The following is a 17,721-nucleotide window of genomic DNA, read 5'->3' on the forward strand; positions in this document are numbered from 1 at the left end:
GGCGGCAAGTGATGTTATCCCTAGGAGCATACAAAAGTATGTGACTAGGGTAACGGAGCGCGGCCAACAACGCTGTAGCGCAATATCTTAATGGTTTTTAACTATTGAATTTAGCGTTACAGCTAGGCGGCAAGTGACGTTATCCCTAGGAGCATACAAAAGTATGTGACTAGGGTAACAGAGCGCGGCCAACAACGCTGTAGCGTGAAAGACAACAGTTAAAAAGGGAAAAATATGATTCTACACCTCGACACACTCTCAACCCTCTTCCTAACGGTGATCTGCCTACTCATGGGGATCCACTTAAAAAAACGCATCGAATGGCTACAGCGCTTTTGTATCCCTTCTCCCGTCATTGGCGGTTTTCTGGTTAGTTTGATTATTTGGGGGCTCAAATCATTTAACCTTGCTGAGATCAATTTTGATACCAGTTTACAAACCTTTTTAATGGTTGCTTTCTTTACTACCATTGGTATTGATGGCAGCTTCCGCATCTTAAAAAGCGGTGGCCGGTTACTCTTTATCTACCTGTTTATTTGCTGGTTTGTAGTTATCTTCCAAGACACCTTTGGTGCAGGCCTCGCACATTTACTCGGTATTGATCCCGTTATCGGTATCATGGCCGGTGGCGTGTCTCTTACTGGGGGCCATGGCGGTGCGGCTGCCTTCGGTGGCATGGCTGAAGGCCTTGGCGTGCAATCCGCAACAGTTGCAGCCATTGCTGCGGCAACTTTTGGTCTAATTACAGGCAGCTTACTCGGTGGCCCAATTGCAACATTCTTAATTAAGAAATTTGACGTTCAGATTAAAGCTGATGAAAACGTTGAGCGAGTTCAGGTTCCTGAAACTATCGCGGGGAAAATTGAATCTATCGATGCGCACGCTTTTTTAAAAATGCTAGCGCTCGTTCTAGGGATTATGGTTATCGGTCAATTCGCTTCAGCGCAATTTACCAAAGCCACTGGGTTTTCATTACCTAGCTATGTTGGAGCGATGATTATTGCGATAGTTATCCGTAATATTAATGACCAAGTCGAATTATTCCGTATTAACCAAAAATCGGTTGACCTTATTTCTGAAGTTTCACTTGGCCTATTTTTGACTATGGCTATGATGTCATTGAAAATATGGGAGTTAAAATCCGTTGCTTTGCCATTATTCACCATCCTATTGGCACAAGTTATTATTTTAATTTTATTAGTTGTCTTTGTTATTTTCCGCTTATTAGGCAAAAACTACGATGCTGCGGTAATGTGTGCTGGCTTAATGGGCCACGGTTTAGGTGCGACGCCAAACGCAATGGCAAATATGTCCTCGGTTTGTGAACGTTACAAACAAGTTTCGATGAAAGCTTTCATGATTGTGCCACTCAGTGGTGCAGTACTCATTGACTTAGTGGGTATTCCTTATCATACATGGTTAATTAATATGCTTAGCTAAGCATACTGAAGGAGGAGTACCCTCCTCCTTCAACTATTTACCTTCTCTATATTTCACTCATATCCATAGATATATCGCTCCCTGTCCGTAGTGAAAACAGTTACACTTGAGCAAAGCTGATTTTTTCAGGTGAACAATTTTGCTAACCTGTTTATAATCAGCGCCCCAAATAGAGGTATATCATGACTGCATCCACTTTTACTGAACTTGAACTTGATGAAAGCCTAATTGATGCGCTTTCAGACAAAGGCTATCAACGTCCGACCGCGATTCAAGCGGCAGCAATTCCTGCTGCAATGGATGGCCGCGATGTATTAGGTTCAGCCCCGACAGGAACAGGTAAAACCGCCGCGTTTTTACTGCCTGCGATCCAACATTTACTTGATTTCCCGAGAAAGAAATCAGGGCCCCCTCGCGTTCTAGTTGTCACGCCAACTCGTGAACTAGCCATGCAGGTTGCTGACCAAGCAAAAGAATTATGCGCCCATAATCACCTAGATATAGCCACCATCACTGGTGGTGTTGCTTATATGAACCACGCTGAAGTTTTCAGCGAAAATCAAGATATTGTCGTCGCAACAACAGGCCGACTACTCCAGTATATTAAGGAAGAAAACTTTGACTGCCGCGCCGTTGAGATTTTGATCCTTGATGAAGCTGACCGTATGCTCGACATGGGTTTTGCCAATGACATAGAAACAATTGCAGGCGAAACACGCTGGCGCAAGCAAACCATGCTGTTTTCTGCCACTCTTGAAGGCGAAGCTATTCGTGACTTTGCTGAGCGTTTATTAGAAGACCCAATTGAAATTGATGCCGACCCTTCACGTCGTGAACGTAAAAAAATTCAGCAATTTCATTACCGTGCTGACACACTAGAGCATAAAACAGCCTTACTGTGCCATTTGTTAAAACAAGATGAAGTCACCAAAGCCATCGTCTTCGTACGTAAACGTGAGCGTTTACGTGAATTAGTTCAATGGTTACGTGAAGCGGGTATCGAACCTTGTTATCTTGAAGGTGAAATGCCACAAGCCAAGCGTAATGAAGCTGTACGCCGCCTAGTTGATGGCCAAGTTAAAGTACTCGTTGCAACAGATGTGGCTTCTCGTGGCTTAGATATCGAAAACGTTAGCCATGTTTTTAACTTTGACTTGCCGAGAACTGCAGATGTCTACTTACACCGTATTGGCCGTACTGGCCGAGCTGGCCGTAAAGGCACGGCAATTTCTTTAGTCGAAGCGCATGACTTCCCATTATTTGGTAAAATTACTCGTTATATTGAAGAACCTATCAAGATCCGCGTTGTTGATTCTTTACGTCCAACAACTAAAGCCCCTTCAGAAGCGATGTTAAATAAGCCAAAACCATCGAAGAAAGTACTTGCTAAGCGTAAAGAAAAGAAAAAAGAAGAACAAACTAAGAAAAAAGAAAAAGTACGCCATCGCGACAAGAAAAATATTGGGAAACGTCGTACTCCTGTTAGCCCTTCTATATCAACCGATAACGATAAAAGCTAATGACTAAAAACGGGTTTAGGCCCGTTTTTTATTTAGCCCATCATTTGCAAAACTTTCTCTCGCATTTGTTTTCCTTCATGTGTCAGCAAATCAGGCTTAATAATATGGTTACCAAGTATATCCTTACAATCTAGACCTTTATTATTCTTAATACGCCAATTCGCTCCATTTTCCAATAATAATGTAGCAACATCGAGTGCATGGCTATTTAAAGCATCATGTAAAGGCGTATTTCCTAAACTATCCTTAATATTTACTGTTAATCCATTTTTTAATAAAAGCTGCGATTGTATAAGACGACCATTCTGTGCAGCTAAATGTAAAATACTTCTTTGCCCTTTTGATTGAAGCATCTTAACTGTTTGCCCATATCGAGATTCCATTAAAACTTTAATAAATTGCCCATTGACTGTTCTGACTGATTGCTGGGCCAATATATTAATGTCACAAGACTTATGTTCTAATGATAACAGCGTTGAAAATTCAGCTATATTGCCTTTTTTGATTGCACTTTCACAACATTCTTGCCAACTCATTTCCTGTTTTTCTTCTTTAGTTGGGAAAATTTCTAATGGTATTTCTTGTACCTTATTGTATTCACCCGTGATTGCATTCCAATTATTCCATGGTTTATGTTTGCACATAACCCTAATAATTTTAAGCATTGAATGAGCGATAAAACTTCGTGTAAGTAAGCGGGTCGGTAACCAATCTTTCCAAGAACTATGTTCGCTATAAGCCATTTTAATACAATTTCCCAACGCAGAAGGGATCGGTAAAGAATTTTGTAATCTATCGAGCCAGTCATATTGCACCGTGTAATAACGTATCAACCCTTCTTGTGCAATTTTTTTAGCAATGTGATAGTCAATCCCAATATTATTAATCGTGTTTTCTGCCAATCCTGCAGGACTGAATGCAATACAAGGCGACTGACTCGCTAACGCCGCAATTGAAGCCAATCCCCCACCTAATGAATGTCCCGTACAAATCGTATTTCCATTTACTGCATTGAATAAAATATTCATTAAACCAACAGCTTGAAAATATTGAGAGTCATAAAAGCCAAGTCCTTGACGGATATTACTATAAAAATCGATAATATCATTAGTACCCGCAAAACAAAGAATATATAAATCATTAAATTTACAAATATTAGCTTGAAGCCCCGTCTGCTCATCATTTAATAATTCCGCATTAATTCCGAGCTCATTAATCTCTTTATTACTTAACCTTTCAATTCCCTGTATATTCCACCAATCTTTATGATAAGCACCTTGAGCAAGTAGCGCTAAAATATAATCTTTTTGTTGTGACCCTCTCCCTAAAAAATCTTCTCTTAATACAGATTTAGGCCAAATATCTGGTATGCAAGGTTTAATTTCTTGATATTGAGCCTGTAAATAAATATTTAAATTCTCTCTAACAAAAATATATTCATTCTTTTTTGATATTGTTTGTAGTGTTGATAATGACATGAATTCTCCCTAACAAGTGTATTTGTTGGAAGAATATTGAAATACAAATAACCAAGAGGGGAAATAATCAACTTTATTAGGCACAAATAAAAAGCCATTGATAACAATGGCTTTAGAATTTATTATGTATTATTAGATGTAATTACATTTAATATTTATTATAAGCTTTCAGTGAAAGTACGAGTAATAACATCACGTTGTTGTTCAGGTGTTAATGAATTAAAACGTACAGCATAACCAGAAACACGGATTGTTAATTGTGGATATTTTTCTGGATTCTTAACAGCATCTTCTAATGTTTCACGGCTCAATACGTTAACATTTAAGTGCTGACCACCTTCAACACGCACAGTTGGCTTCATTTCTAAAGGTACTTCACGGTACTCAAAAGCACCTAATTCGTCTTTAGCAACGATTTGCCCTTCGTTATAATCGGCTTTCGCACAAACACAACGAGCTTCATTTTTTTCGTCATCGAGTAACCAAAAAGAATTCAACAACGCTGCGTTATCAGTTTTAGTAATTTGAATACCTGTAATCATGTCGACCTCCACGTTCGAGCTAGATTGCATTCGATTTGCTTAATAAATCGAAGCTGCATTAACCATCAATCTATGAAAACTTGTAATTGGATATTTGGTCTAACCAATCTATATAGGTATTTTATACCAGCTAGATCTCCCATTTTCTTTGATATTTATCAATTATTCCACTTAGCAACCAATTTAACCAACTCAACTTTATGATTTAAATCAAAATTCACAATTCATTTTTTTAACTATTTGTATAAATTTTCAATTTTTTTTAAAATTAATAGTCAATATCAGGGCTTTATCTCTCTCTCATGAACCAGTAAGCTTATAGCTATCAACTGGTTCATATAATTGTTCCTTCCTAAATTCATTGTTATGGAATATTTCATGTCAAACTCCATTACGTGGCACGATGTTATTGGCCCTGAAAAATCAAAACCCTATTTCAAAGAGACGCTGGCTTATGTAGCAGAACAGCGCAAAAATGGTAAAATTATCTACCCTGCTCAAGACGACGTTTTTAATGCATTTAGGTATACCGAACTTGCCGATATTAAAGTCGTTATCCTAGGACAAGACCCTTATCATGGCCCAGGACAAGCCCACGGCCTCTCTTTTTCCGTTCTTCCTGGAATTAAGCCACCACCGTCATTAGTAAATATGTATAAAGAATTAGAAAAGGATATTGCTGGCTTTCAAAGACCTAATCATGGGTATTTGCTCAGTTGGGCTCAACAGGGTGTTTTACTCCTTAACACCGTCCTCACCGTAGAACAAGGCAATGCTCACTCCCATGCTCATTTAGGTTGGGAAACCTTCACGGACAAAGTTATTGAAGCAATCAATGAAAATACACAAGGTGTTATTTTTCTGCTGTGGGGTTCCCATGCACAAAAAAAAGGTAAGATAATTGATACAAAGCGCCATCATGTACTCAAGGCTCCTCACCCTTCCCCGCTTTCTGCTCATCGAGGATTTTTAGGTTGTGGCCATTTCTCACAAACTAACACTATTTTAGAACAACAGGGTAAAACACCTATTGATTGGAACCCTGTAATCGATGAGCCAAATCTACAACAATAGATGATTTTTTGGCATTAAGTCATAAAACAAGGGAAATCAATTGATAGATTTCCCTTTGGTAATATTCTCTTGGGGGCATTTGCCTCCATTTAAATAGCGATACTCTTTATTTAGAGACAATCACCATAGCAGGTCTTAATAAACGGCTATTCAAAGTATAACCTTTTTGCATTACATTAATGACATGGCCAGCTTGGTGGTCAGGTGATTCAATCATCGTTATCGCTTGATGAACGTCAGGATTAAATGGCACATTGACATCACTGACAGGCTCAATACCAAACTTAGCCACTGCATCTAAAAAAGTTTTTAGCGTTAAATTTAGCCCTTCTAACATCGCTTTAGACTCTTCACTTTCGTGATCTGCTGCATCTATCGCACGTTCTAAGTTATCAATCACTGGCAGTAATTCATTTGAGAATTTTTCCAGTGCGAACTTATGTGCTTTTTCGATATCTTGCTCAGTTCTACGGCGAATATTTTCAATTTCTGCGTGTGCACGTAACATCGCTTCACGTTCAGTTTTTTGTGAGGCTTCTAACTGTTGCTCAAGCTCAGCAATACGCGCGGCTAACGCTTGTTCGTCTGCTTGTAATTCATCAGCTTGTTGAACGCTGGCTTCTTGCTCAGCTTGCACTTTTTGTGATTCATTTTGTTCAAAAGCTTGCTCATCATGCATGTTTTGGTCTTTACTACTCATGAATATCTCCGCGTATTTAGCATTAATCCCATATATGAGAGTATTATGGGGATCTAATACAGGGATTCAAGGGAAGTCATACAATCAGAGGCCAAAAAAGTATGCGAAAGGACAATAATACACCACTACCACATTTTAAAACGATAGGCATTGTCGGGCACCCTAGGCACCCTGAAGCATTGGCAACTCATGAATTAATATACCATTGGTTAATTTCAAAAAACTATCATGCCATTATCGATAAACAAGTTGCTAAAGATTTAAAATTAGTCAATGCCAACACTGGGACATTAACTGAAATAGGCCAACAGGCTGATTTAGTTGTGGTTGTTGGGGGAGATGGCAATATGCTCGGCGCTGCTCGTATATTATCTCGGTATAATAATAAAGTTATTGGTGTAAATCGTGGTAACCTCGGTTTTCTTACCGATTTAGACCCTGATAACGCACTACAACAACTTTCACGTGTTCTTGAAGGTGAATACCGTGAAGAAAGACGTTTTTTGCTAGAAGCACAAGTCATTAAAGCTAACCAAAAAGCACGTAAAAGCACCGCAATTAATGAAATTGTTCTACACCCAGGCAAAGTTGCTCATATGATTGAGTTCGAGGTCTATATTGATGAAAAATTTGCCTTTTCTCAACGTTCTGATGGTTTAATTATTGCTACACCAACAGGTTCTACAGCTTATTCACTTTCCGCTGGTGGCCCTATTTTAACCCCGAATTTGGATGCTATTGTATTGGTTCCAATGTTTCCACATACCTTATCCTCTAGACCTCTAGTAATTAGCAGCGACAGCAGTATTCGGCTGAAATTTTTACGAACAAATATTGATTATGAAGTCAGCTGTGATAGCCAAATCATGCTCCCTATTCAGGACGGTGAAGAAGTCATTGTCAAACGTAGTAATAAAAATCTCAATTTGGTTCATCCACAAGATTATAATTATTTCAATACGTTAAGTTCAAAATTAGGTTGGGCTAAAAAAACTTTTTAATTTTTTCAATCTGCCTCTTTACTGTATAAAAAAACAGTCATACACTGTATTAAAACACAGGTGTTTATTTTCACAGGAGAGCGCCGATGCTTACCCAACTAACAATCAATAATTTTGCAATCGTACGTGAATTAGAAATTGATTTCCGTAATGGTATGACAACCATAACCGGTGAAACAGGTGCGGGTAAGTCCATTGCTATTGATGCACTTGGCCTGTGTTTAGGCAATCGGGGTGAAGCCAATATGGTGCGCCCCGGCGCACAACGTGCCGACCTTTGTGCTCGCTTTTCCTTAATGGATGCTCAACTGGCTGCCAATTGGCTTACTGAGCACCAACTCGATAACCAAAATGAATGCCTATTACGCCGTACTATCTCTCCTGATGGCCGTTCACGTGGTTTCATTAATGGCGTTTCAGTTCCTTTATCGCAACTTAGAGAACTAGGAACATTACTGATCCAAATCCATGGCCAGCACGCACACCAGCTCTTGCTAGATAGCGCTCATCAAAAATCCCTGCTTGATGCCTATTCAAACCAGCAAGAGCTAATTGCTCAAATGAAAAAAGCATGGCAAACATGGCACGATTCCTGCCAACAATTAGCCGTATTTCAAAAACAAATGCAAGAGCGTGAATCTCGACAACTGTTGCTAGAATATCATCTAAAAGAACTGAACGAATTCCTCCCTGTTCAAGGGGAATTTGAAGAGATAGACCAAGAATATAAACAGCTCGCTAATCATGGGCAGTTTTTAGCTATTGGCCAAACAACAACGCAAATACTATCTGAAAATGATGATGCGAATGTTATTAGCTTATTAAATATGGCAAAAAATGAATTGACTGATCTAGTCGCTCTCAACCCTAAATTTTCAGAGCTACTTGATATGCTTGAAGAAGCATCGATACAAGTCAGCGAAGTCAGCGATGAAATAAAGCATTATTGTGACCAATATGAGCTTGACCCTAATCGCTTGTTTGAACTTGAAAAACGCATTTCTAAACAAATTAACTTAGCGCGTAAGCATCATGTCACTCCAGAAGCTTTACCCGAATTATTTCAGCAATTACTGAGCGAACAAGAACTAATAACCAACCAGCATGAAAACTCTGAAGCCTTAAATGCGCAAGTACAAGTAAATCATCATATTGCTCTCGAATGTGCAGAACGTTTACACCATGTACGTTTACATTATGCTCAAGAATTAAGTACATTAATTACCAATAGCATGCACCAACTTTCAATGCCTCATGGCCTGTTTACTATTGATGTAAAATTTACACCAGATCAACTACAAATTGATGGCGCCTGTAAAGTAGAATTCAATGTGACAACTAACCCAGGGCAGCCACACCAAGCACTTGCTAAAGTAGCATCGGGCGGTGAGTTATCACGTATAGCACTAGCTATCCAAGTGATTACAGCTAAAAAAATGGATACGCCCGCATTAATATTTGATGAAGTCGATGTCGGTATTAGCGGACCAACAGCCACAATTGTAGGAAAGTTACTACGTGAATTAGGTGAATCAACGCAAGTTATGTGCGTTACACATTTACCCCAAGTGGCAGGGTGCGGTCATCACCACTTTTATGTCAGTAAAGAGACAAATGGTGTAGAAACAGAAACTCGTATGCAATTATTGGATAAAAAATCTAGATTACAAGAGCTTGCGCGTCTTCTTGCTGGATCTGCGGTAACAAAAAATACGCTAGCCAACGCAAAAGAGTTGCTTGCAGCATAATTTTTGACAACTTTTTTACGCTCATGTGGTCTTAGAGTCGATAAGGAAGGTTTTAAATTGTATCAATGTCGATTATCATTGATGTTCTGACTCCAAAAGGAATGAGATATCCATGCGTTATAAATTGTTAACTGCTGCCGCGCTATCACTCGCATTAATGTCTACGGGCTGTTCAATGATGGAACGTCTTGTCTATCACCCAGACATTAACCAAGGTAATTACCTCACAGCGAAAGATGTTGCTAAGATCCAAAAAGGAATGACACAGCAACAAGTTGCTTATACTTTGGGCACCCCAATGTTATCTGACCCGTTTGGTACTCAGACTTGGTATTATGTTTTCCGCCAAGAACTTGGGCATGACCCAGTTCAGCAAGAAACTTTGACTCTTATCTTTGATCGTAATGGTATTCTTACTGACATCAAAAATGAGAAAAATCTTGCCGCGCAGGAATCAATGGAAGCTGCTGAAACAAAAGCATCAGAAACTAAAACAGCTGACTAACCATAAACACTAGAACCACCTAGTGTGACAATAGCAACCTGTTTTTTGAAGGACTTATTCTGGCAGGTTGTTATTATGAGTATCTTTATTAAAAATTTATTTAAACGCATTTTGCACAAATAAATTTAAAGACAAAAACCGAGCTTTTGCTCGGTTCGCTACATAAAATCAACTTACTTATTTTTAACTTCTTTAGATTTTTCAGCTCTTTTACGCCGTAACTCTTTTGGGTCTGCAATTAAAGGTCGATAAATCTCAACTCGATCCCCATCTTGCACTAAATCTGTCAATTTAGCAGGGCGACTATAAATACCAATCTTATTTTTTTTAAGATCAATATCATCCCTAAGGGCAAGGATACCAGAAGCAAGTATCGCTTCTTCTATTGTCGCCCCCTCTTTCACTTTGACTGATAGCAAAACTTGTTTTTCAGGCAACGCATATGTCACTTCAATATTCACCTCAGACACTGTATACATCCTTTGCTCTTAAAGTGAAAGCTTGAACCATATTATTTGCTAGTTCCTTAAAAATTTTGCCAAACGCAAGCTCTATCAATTTATTTGTAAATTCAAAATCAAGATGAAACTCGATTTTACAAGCGTCTGCACTTAAAGGAATAAATTTCCAACCACCAGCTAATTTGCTAAATGGTCCTTCAACGAGTTGCATGTGTATGCATTTATTATCCTCTAGCACATTTTTTGTGACAAAAGTTTTGCTAATACCTGCTTTTGAAACTTCAACAGAAGCGGTCATTTCTTCAGAGCTATGACTAATAATTCGGCTACCTACACATCCCGGCAAAAAGCTTGGATATGAAATAACGTCATTAACGAGTTTATACATTTGTTCTGCGCTAAAAGGGACCAACGCAGAGCGACTAATCTGTGGCATATCAATTCCTATCCCCAAAAACTGATCGTATAATACCATCTTTGATTGGTTAAACAAAAAACAAAACCCACATAGGGCAAGATTTGCACAATCAAAAAAATATCAGCTTAGAAAGATTTCTTTCAACTCAGCTTACAGTATAATGATTGCACTATGACAAAGAAAAAACCATATAAACCCGGTTCAGCAACAATTGCTATGAACAAGCGTGCTCGCCACGAATATTCTATCGAAGAGGAGTTCGAGGCGGGTCTATCCCTACAAGGTTGGGAAGTAAAATCACTCCGTGCAGGCAAAGCCAATATTGGAGACAGCTACGTTCTTTTGCGGGACGGTGAAGCTTATTTATTCGGTGCAAACTTCACACCACTGACTGTTGCATCATCGCATGTTGTATGTGACCCAACGCGTAGTCGTAAATTACTTTTAAATCAACGCGAATTAGATACACTCTACGGTAAAGTTAATCGTGAAGGTTATACCGTTATTGCACTTTCTCTCTACTGGAAAAATGCATGGTGTAAAGTTAAAATCGGTGTTGCCAGAGGTAAAAAATCTCACGACAAGCGTTCTGATATTAAAGAACGTGAATGGCAACTCGATAAAGCACGTATAATGAAACATTCTAACCGCTAACCTCTAGCTTTATAGAGTATTTTTCTGTTATACTGCGTTCAACAACTTGGGGCTGATTCTGGATTCGACGGGATTTGCGAAACCCAAGGTGCATGCCGAGGGGCGGTTGGCCTCGTAAAAAGCCGCAAAAAAATAGTCGCAAACGACGAAAACTACGCTTTAGCAGCTTAATAACCTGCTTAGAGCCCTCTCTCCCTAGCCTCCGCTCTTAGGACGGGGATCAAGAGAGGTCAAACCCAAAAGAGATCGCGTGGATGCCTTGCCTGGGGTTGAAGCGTTAAATTTAATCAGGATAGTTTGTTAGTGGCGTGTCTGTCCGCAGCTGGCAAATGAATTTAAAGACTAGACTAAGCATGTAGTACCGAGGATGTAGAAATTTCGGACGCGGGTTCAACTCCCGCCAGCTCCACCAAATTATCTTCTAAGGACGTCCAAAGAAGACAGAAAAGCCCGCTAACTCAATGAGTTGCGGGCTTTTTTATGTCCTACACTGTCCTATTTTATCCCACCCAAGCTAATTCCTTTAGGCCCATTGATAGGCCCAACGAAAAGAACTAACATCTTTGTTGGGCCTAAACGCATGGAGATTTTTCATGGCAAGAAAAACTAAGCCATTAACCGATACCGAAATCAAAGCAGCTAAACCGCAGGACAAGGACTATCAGCTGTATGATGGTGATGGACTCACACTGCTAATCAAATCTAGCGGAAGCAAGTTATGGCAATTCCGTTACTACCGCCCTTATACAAAACAAAGGACCAAACAAAGTTTTGGGGCCTACCCTGCTGTCACACTTTCAGATGCTAGAAAACTTAGAGCAGAGTCTCGCTCATTACTGGCAAAAGATATTGACCCTCAAGAATATCAGAAAGATCAAATAAGAAACTCTCAAGAGGCCAAAACCAATACCTTTCAACTTGTCGCTGAACGTTGGTGGGAAGTGAAGAAGTCCACTGTAACAGAAGACTACGGTAACGATATTTGGCGTTCGCTTGAACGAGATGTATTTTCCGCTATTGGTGATATCAGCGTTACCGATATCAAAGCCCATATATTGGTTCAAGCAATACAGCCCGTTCAGGCCAGAGGTGCGTTAGAAACCGTTCGTCGCCTTTGTCAGCGAATCAACGAAGTCATGATCTATGCTCAAAATACTGGATTAATTGATGCTGTACCAAGTATCAATATTGGTAAAGCGTTTGAAAAGCCCAAGAAAAAGAATATGCCAAGTATTCCCCCAGATCAGCTACCAAAGCTCATGCAGACAATGCGTACGGCTAGTATTAGCCTATCCACTCGATGCTTGTTTATGTGGCAGCTACTCACCATCTCGCGCCCTGCCGAAGCCGCTGAAGCCCGTTGGGACGAAATCAACTTTGAAACCAAGGAATGGAAGATACCGGCTGCTAGAATGAAAATGAACCGTGAGCACACGGTTCCGTTATCTGATGCTGCTTTGGCTATTTTAGAGCTAATGAAACCACTCAGTGGTAACCGTGAGTTTATCTTTCCTAGCCGTATCAAGCCTACTCAACCGATGAACAGCCAAACCGTCAATGCTGCATTAAAACGTGCTGGATTCGGTGGTGTACTTGTTTCACACGGGCTTCGCTCAATTGCTAGCACCGCTCTCAATGAACAAGGTTTCCCACCTGATGTTATCGAAGCCGCCCTCGCCCACGTTGATAAAAATGAAGTGAGACGTGCCTATAACCGCAGTGATTACTTAGAGCAAAGACGCCCTATGATGCAATGGTGGGCTGATTTTATTGAATCGGCTGATAGGGGAAGTATTATTGAAGGCGGGATAAGAGGGATATCACTAGTTGGGTAATTTGTGTGTGCCAGCTAAATTTAGTTGGCACTATTACAGTGCAGAGCTATATTCATATATAGTTGAATTCACAGCTAGAGGTACACATTATTACATCACAACCAATCACACCTACCAGTGTGATCGACAATAGCTATTTTACTCCATCCTTGCTTCTTCAACGCGTCTACTTCCTTTTGGTTTATTTCTCCACTCTTATTTTCGATATAACTCCTTTTCATTGCCAAACATAATAGATGTGAAGGGCGTGTCATAGCCACGTAATGGAGCTTTAATCTCTTTGCATCAGAGTCGGAAATTTTATTTTTGGGTTTGCATTTTATCCATGGAAAAATCATTTTTAAATGATGCGATTTATTGAATGTATCTAATACCAAAGTTGCGGTATGCGTTTCGCCTTTTACAGAATGAATTGAACCTAACTTAATATTCACTTTCCGTCCGTCATTTTCTACAGTATATATATTGTTCCTAGCGCCAATATGATTTGAAGAAAAATCTTCAGATAGTTGATAACCTAGAAAAGGGTGGTCGCTCTGCGGAGCTACTCCAGATATAGAAGTCACGACATCGATTACAATATCCTTCCATGTGGTACCCCAATCAGCTTCAGAAGGGAAATTTCGGCCAACAGCGAGATAGCCAATAAGGTTGAGGTATTTATCGTAATTCGCACGGTCATCCTTTAGCAACTCCAAAATGAATCGATGATTTCTTTGTCTTGGTTTTGGATCGAATAGGGTTGATACCTCTTTAGCAAAGTTAATTATCCCCATAGAAATACGTTCAACTGTAGTGAATGATTCACCTCCAGTTCCATCTGTAGCTAACCTCTCTCCCAACCTATGGCCAGCGTTGACATATTGCAAAAAATTTTTAGGCTTTGGGTCTTTACTCGCGATATCTGGATCATATTTAATACAGTAATGAGATAAATTGTGGGGTTTGTTTTTTTCAGACCCATCTTTATCTCGGTGAACAGCTCCAACAGCGGTAAAGGTTAATCGATCCAACAATTCTTGTTCTTCATCAAATACTGAAAGCAGGTAAAGCCCATAGGCTTTTAAAACAGCCCCAGTACTATTTTCGTCAATTAAAAATATAGCGTGTGCTACATCTTTTGATGAACCGACCTTTGGCCCTTGACCGGTCAAACTCATTTTGCCTACCGATAAAGGAGAAGCTAAATTTGCTATTGATTGATCAAAGCGATGGCTATTTGGGAGGTCATACTTAACTTCATTTGATGGAAATTTATCAGTTTTTGCACTGTTAACCTCACCAGCATGATCGAATATTTCTTGATCACTATCCCCGAATCGTACACGGCAAACCGCGCCATCACCTTCTATAAATGCTCTGTGAAGAATGGATGATTGAGCCTCACTGTTATCTTGAACTTCATCAAGGAATACAAGGGGGAAGCGGCCTCGGATATGTTGTTTCATGGAAGGTGAATAATCCATAAGATCATTTGCCCACATAAACATTTCATCATGTGTATGAATACCGAATTTTCGGATAGATTCTCGACAAGAGTCTGACATGTCCTTATATGATTTCGTATCTACACCCAGTACGCCTTTTCCCCAACGCACTTGACCAATAGAAAATTGACTGTTAGTAGCCGTTATCACATCTTTAGGTACAAGAACTTTTTCAGCGTTTTCCCTAGTCCAAGGTTTTAATTTATTCCAACGCCAACTATATGCAAATTCTGAATCAATAACTTTTATGGGAAATCCTTTTGATCTCAACCAAGGGAGAGCCATAAATTCATTAACAAACCCATGTATAGTTCCAATGTAATGTGGATATGACAAAAGCGCCCGGCCGACTTCCGTTCCTCCTAGGCGCTTTTCAATTTCTTCTTTAGCCACATTCGTATGCGATAGAATACACATACCTTGACGTCGATAAGGCCAGTTACGTGCAAGTATCGCCAGCTTTGCAACAAGTAAAGTTGTTTTTCCACTACCGGGGCAAGCCGATACATCCAATGTTTCGCCAAGGGATTTAAGTATTCGCTCTCTTGCACCGCCATCTTTTTCTGGTGAAAAGGCATCATCGGGTAAGCCTAATACTTTCACCACCCAAGTAATATCATCATCCGTAATCTTTGGTAGTTCAACTTTCATGAATCTCACCCCATGAAGCAATATGAAGATTCGATGTAACATAGTCTATTGCATCAACAACATAGCTCGGAAGCTTAGTCCTTAAATCATATGTTTTTTCACGAGTTATCTTGTCCAAGATAATTCCACACAAATACTGTGCCGCGATGGACTTTGAAGCTTTAGAGCCTGTGACATACATTGCATAGACTTTACTGGCTAAAACTTCATTCATGTCCCAACTCTTCTCTACAGCAAGTTGCTCTGCGTCTTCCTTTAAGGCTGCGTATTTGGTTTGAGCCTTCTCAAATTTTTCCTTATCAGTAATTTCAGAGTAATTCCCCCCCTCATCCCATATCGCTAGTTGAGCTGCAATGTAGACCTCTTCAGCCAAAGCGTTATTGTTTGAAAATGCTAAGTCATATTCTAGTGTCCACTCATCTGCTACAAAGGACTTAACATTCTGCCCATGGGCCTTGCATTTAATCTTTTCCTTATGTTCATTTAATCCCGTTAATTCAAAATCCCTCTTAGCACGCCACTTTCTCTCTTCTCCACTCCCTAATGTTGGCCAATCACTATCGTCTTTGATGATCTTAATAATATAGGGACCACAGTTTGGCATAACGTCCAAGTCGGTGACACAAGCAACAGGCGTAGGTTGTATTCCATCTTGATCAGGATTTTTTCTCATAAATATTTTAGCGTATCGCCGCAGTCCAACTCCTCCGACATTGATTATAGAAACTCCATGTTCCGTAAAATCTTTCCCAATGCACTTGGCCAATGTAGGCATCAAAATGTTTTCCGCATCGCCCTCTACAATTATGACACCACGGGCGAAAAATAGATTTGCTTTAGTTACATCTAGAAAACGTGAAAGGAATTTATAATCACTTGAATCAAGCTCAGTTTCACCGTCAGCGGTAGAAAAAGCCTTGCCAGCTCGAATAATAACTAAATTATTAAGATCAACCTCTGATGCTAGATTGGGGCTATGTGTAGTGATTATTATTTGTGGTTTGTTTTCTTTATCTTCTTTTGAATTAACTATTTTCTGAAGATACTGTATTAACCTAAGTTGACGCTGTGCATGTACATGAGCCTCTGGCTCCTCTATTAACAGTAATGGAAAATTATCTTGATTATCGGCTAAAAGTATTAATTCGCATGCAATGAAGAGGATGTTATTTGACCCTAGCCCCATTCTCCCAAGTGTATTATCCACATTTAGAGTTAGCTTTTCTAATAGTTGCCTAAGCCTCTGAGAATCAGAGCCATTCTGACTAACTGATATCGAACTTTTTATTGAGTCGCCATGAAGTTGCAGTTCGTCTAAATGACTATTAACTTTGGATTTCCCATTCTCAATATGCGGGTGATGTTCAATCAGCTTATTGAATAAGTCACCCAGTCCTAGTAACCCCAGCTTTTTAATGTCATCGTAACTAAATGAAGATAGGTCAGTACTTGCCGCATCAAACAACTGGCCTACTTCTGCTCCATCGAGCGAATTTAACACCATCGAAAGCCTAGAGTTACGACCAGAGGAAAGCTCTCGTTCAGCATCACGAAGAGGCCTTAGATATGTAGCTGCAAGTAATAAACGGCAGTTGTTATCCAGATTTGGACCTTCACCATTTTTACCCGAGCGAAAGTCTGTGGAGATATATGGCCTACCAGCCCTAATTCCCATGCGCTTTGCAGTGAGCGTAAGGTGTAGGATAGGTTCATCTCCCTGATTAACTCCATAGGTTAAATATTCTGCGAATCCTGATTTATCGCCGGAGGTTAATTTTTTAAATGTGCCTGATATTTTAATTTCACTTGATTCAGAACTACCTTCACTTGACTTGTGAAAGTCATCATCGCTAAATCGAAGCCATTCTTGATCAGTTGTTCCGAGAAGGAATCTCAGAGCATCAATTACTGTTGTCTTGCCAGAATCATTTTCACCGACAAGCGCTGTTAACCCTTCGCGAAATTTAACTGTAATGCCGTCAGGGCCAAATGATCTAAAATTGGTAATGGTTAACTCAGCTAAATACACGATTATTGTCCTTCGTTGTTAATTACTAGGGGTTCGCTTTGGGTCGACTGCTGATTTTTTCTCAGGCTATCAAACAATTTAAAATTATATCCTTTTTGCTCTATATTGACCGTCAGTTTTTAATATGTACTACGCTGCTCGAATATAAGCTAATACAATTGCAGTCAATCACTTACCC

General features: G+C 39.7%; 15 protein-coding genes and 1 other RNA gene. 9 read left to right on the forward strand and 7 right to left on the reverse strand.

The genetic code is table 11. From position 1 onward, the window contains the following. The first annotated feature begins 234 nt into the window (after positions 1 to 234). Positions 235 to 1,440 carry a sodium/glutamate symporter gene (gene gltS, locus PSF28_RS16280; RefSeq protein WP_272685348.1) on the forward strand — a complete coding sequence of 402 codons (1,206 nt, stop codon included), beginning with the start codon at positions 235 to 237 and terminating at the stop codon, positions 1,438 to 1,440. Between the two features lie 182 nt (positions 1,441 to 1,622). Next, a complete protein-coding gene (gene srmB / locus PSF28_RS16285; protein ID WP_210837116.1) occupies positions 1,623 to 2,960 on the forward strand; it encodes an ATP-dependent RNA helicase SrmB in 1,338 nt (445 codons plus the stop codon). Between the two features lie 32 nt (positions 2,961 to 2,992). Here the strand turns inward: srmB and PSF28_RS16290 are convergent, their stop codons facing one another. Both PSF28_RS16290 and grcA read right to left on the reverse strand, forming a co-directional pair. Continuing rightward, positions 2,993 to 4,438, reverse strand: a complete 1,446-nt coding sequence (locus PSF28_RS16290; RefSeq protein ID WP_210837114.1) for an ankyrin repeat domain-containing protein — start codon at positions 4,436 to 4,438, stop codon at positions 2,993 to 2,995. A 158-nt stretch (positions 4,439 to 4,596) separates the two neighbouring features. Beyond that, positions 4,597 to 4,980, reverse strand: a complete 384-nt coding sequence (grcA, locus tag PSF28_RS16295) for an autonomous glycyl radical cofactor GrcA (protein WP_004912835.1) — start codon at positions 4,978 to 4,980, stop codon at positions 4,597 to 4,599. Positions 4,981 to 5,358: 378 nt separating this feature from the next. On the opposite strand from grcA, the gene ung reads away from it, so the two are divergent. Further along, positions 5,359 to 6,054 carry a uracil-DNA glycosylase gene (gene ung, locus PSF28_RS16300; protein WP_210837112.1) on the forward strand — a complete coding sequence of 232 codons (696 nt, stop codon included), beginning with the start codon at positions 5,359 to 5,361 and terminating at the stop codon, positions 6,052 to 6,054. Between the two features lie 106 nt (positions 6,055 to 6,160). Here the strand turns inward: ung and grpE are convergent, their stop codons facing one another. Next, entirely contained in the window at positions 6,161 to 6,754 is a 594-nt protein-coding gene (gene grpE / locus PSF28_RS16305; RefSeq protein ID WP_210837110.1) for a nucleotide exchange factor GrpE, read from the reverse strand. Between the two features lie 101 nt (positions 6,755 to 6,855). On the opposite strand from grpE, the gene nadK reads away from it, so the two are divergent. From nadK to bamE, 3 genes are all read left to right on the forward strand, one after another. Continuing rightward, positions 6,856 to 7,755, forward strand: coding sequence for an NAD(+) kinase (nadK, locus tag PSF28_RS16310; RefSeq protein ID WP_210837108.1), 900 nt, complete (start codon positions 6,856 to 6,858; stop codon positions 7,753 to 7,755). A gap of 86 nt (positions 7,756 to 7,841) precedes the next feature. Then, entirely contained in the window at positions 7,842 to 9,503 is a 1,662-nt protein-coding gene (gene recN / locus PSF28_RS16315; protein ID WP_272685349.1) for a DNA repair protein RecN, read from the forward strand. 112 nt (positions 9,504 to 9,615) lie between these two features. Further along, positions 9,616 to 10,008 carry an outer membrane protein assembly factor BamE gene (gene bamE / locus PSF28_RS16320; RefSeq protein WP_004265001.1) on the forward strand — a complete coding sequence of 131 codons (393 nt, stop codon included), beginning with the start codon at positions 9,616 to 9,618 and terminating at the stop codon, positions 10,006 to 10,008. A gap of 173 nt (positions 10,009 to 10,181) precedes the next feature. On the opposite strand, the gene PSF28_RS16325 is transcribed toward bamE, so the two are convergent. Next, entirely contained in the window at positions 10,182 to 10,487 is a 306-nt protein-coding gene (locus tag PSF28_RS16325; RefSeq protein ID WP_272685350.1) for an RnfH family protein, read from the reverse strand. After that, a complete protein-coding gene (locus PSF28_RS16330; protein WP_198641498.1) occupies positions 10,471 to 10,905 on the reverse strand; it encodes a type II toxin-antitoxin system RatA family toxin in 435 nt (144 codons plus the stop codon). Before PSF28_RS16330 ends, PSF28_RS16325 begins: the two co-directional genes overlap by 17 nt. A 153-nt stretch (positions 10,906 to 11,058) precedes the next feature. On the opposite strand from PSF28_RS16330, the gene smpB reads away from it, so the two are divergent. From smpB to PSF28_RS16345, 3 genes are all read left to right on the forward strand, one after another. Continuing rightward, positions 11,059 to 11,541 carry an SsrA-binding protein SmpB gene (smpB, locus tag PSF28_RS16335; protein ID WP_004265004.1) on the forward strand — a complete coding sequence of 161 codons (483 nt, stop codon included), beginning with the start codon at positions 11,059 to 11,061 and terminating at the stop codon, positions 11,539 to 11,541. A 48-nt stretch (positions 11,542 to 11,589) separates the two neighbouring features. Beyond that, positions 11,590 to 11,953, forward strand: a transfer-messenger RNA (tmRNA) gene (gene ssrA / locus PSF28_RS16340). A 181-nt stretch (positions 11,954 to 12,134) separates the two neighbouring features. Next, positions 12,135 to 13,376, forward strand: a complete 1,242-nt coding sequence (locus tag PSF28_RS16345) for an integrase (RefSeq protein ID WP_272685351.1) — start codon at positions 12,135 to 12,137, stop codon at positions 13,374 to 13,376. 95 nt (positions 13,377 to 13,471) lie between these two features. On the opposite strand, the gene PSF28_RS16350 is transcribed toward PSF28_RS16345, so the two are convergent. Both PSF28_RS16350 and PSF28_RS16355 read right to left on the reverse strand, forming a co-directional pair. Next, positions 13,472 to 15,514, reverse strand: coding sequence for a UvrD-helicase domain-containing protein (locus PSF28_RS16350; RefSeq protein WP_272685352.1), 2,043 nt, complete (start codon positions 15,512 to 15,514; stop codon positions 13,472 to 13,474). Next, the gene (locus PSF28_RS16355; protein ID WP_272685353.1) at positions 15,504 to 17,543 is read right to left on the reverse strand and encodes an ATP-dependent nuclease; all 2,040 of its coding nucleotides are present in this window, start codon (positions 17,541 to 17,543) and stop codon (positions 15,504 to 15,506) included. The genes PSF28_RS16350 and PSF28_RS16355 overlap by 11 nt, the downstream gene beginning before the upstream one ends. Positions 17,544 to 17,721: the final 178 nt, after the last annotated feature.

It is taken from the genome of Providencia sp. PROV130 (assembly GCF_028482225.1).
Classification (GTDB): Bacteria; Pseudomonadota; Gammaproteobacteria; order Enterobacterales; family Enterobacteriaceae; genus Providencia; species Providencia rettgeri.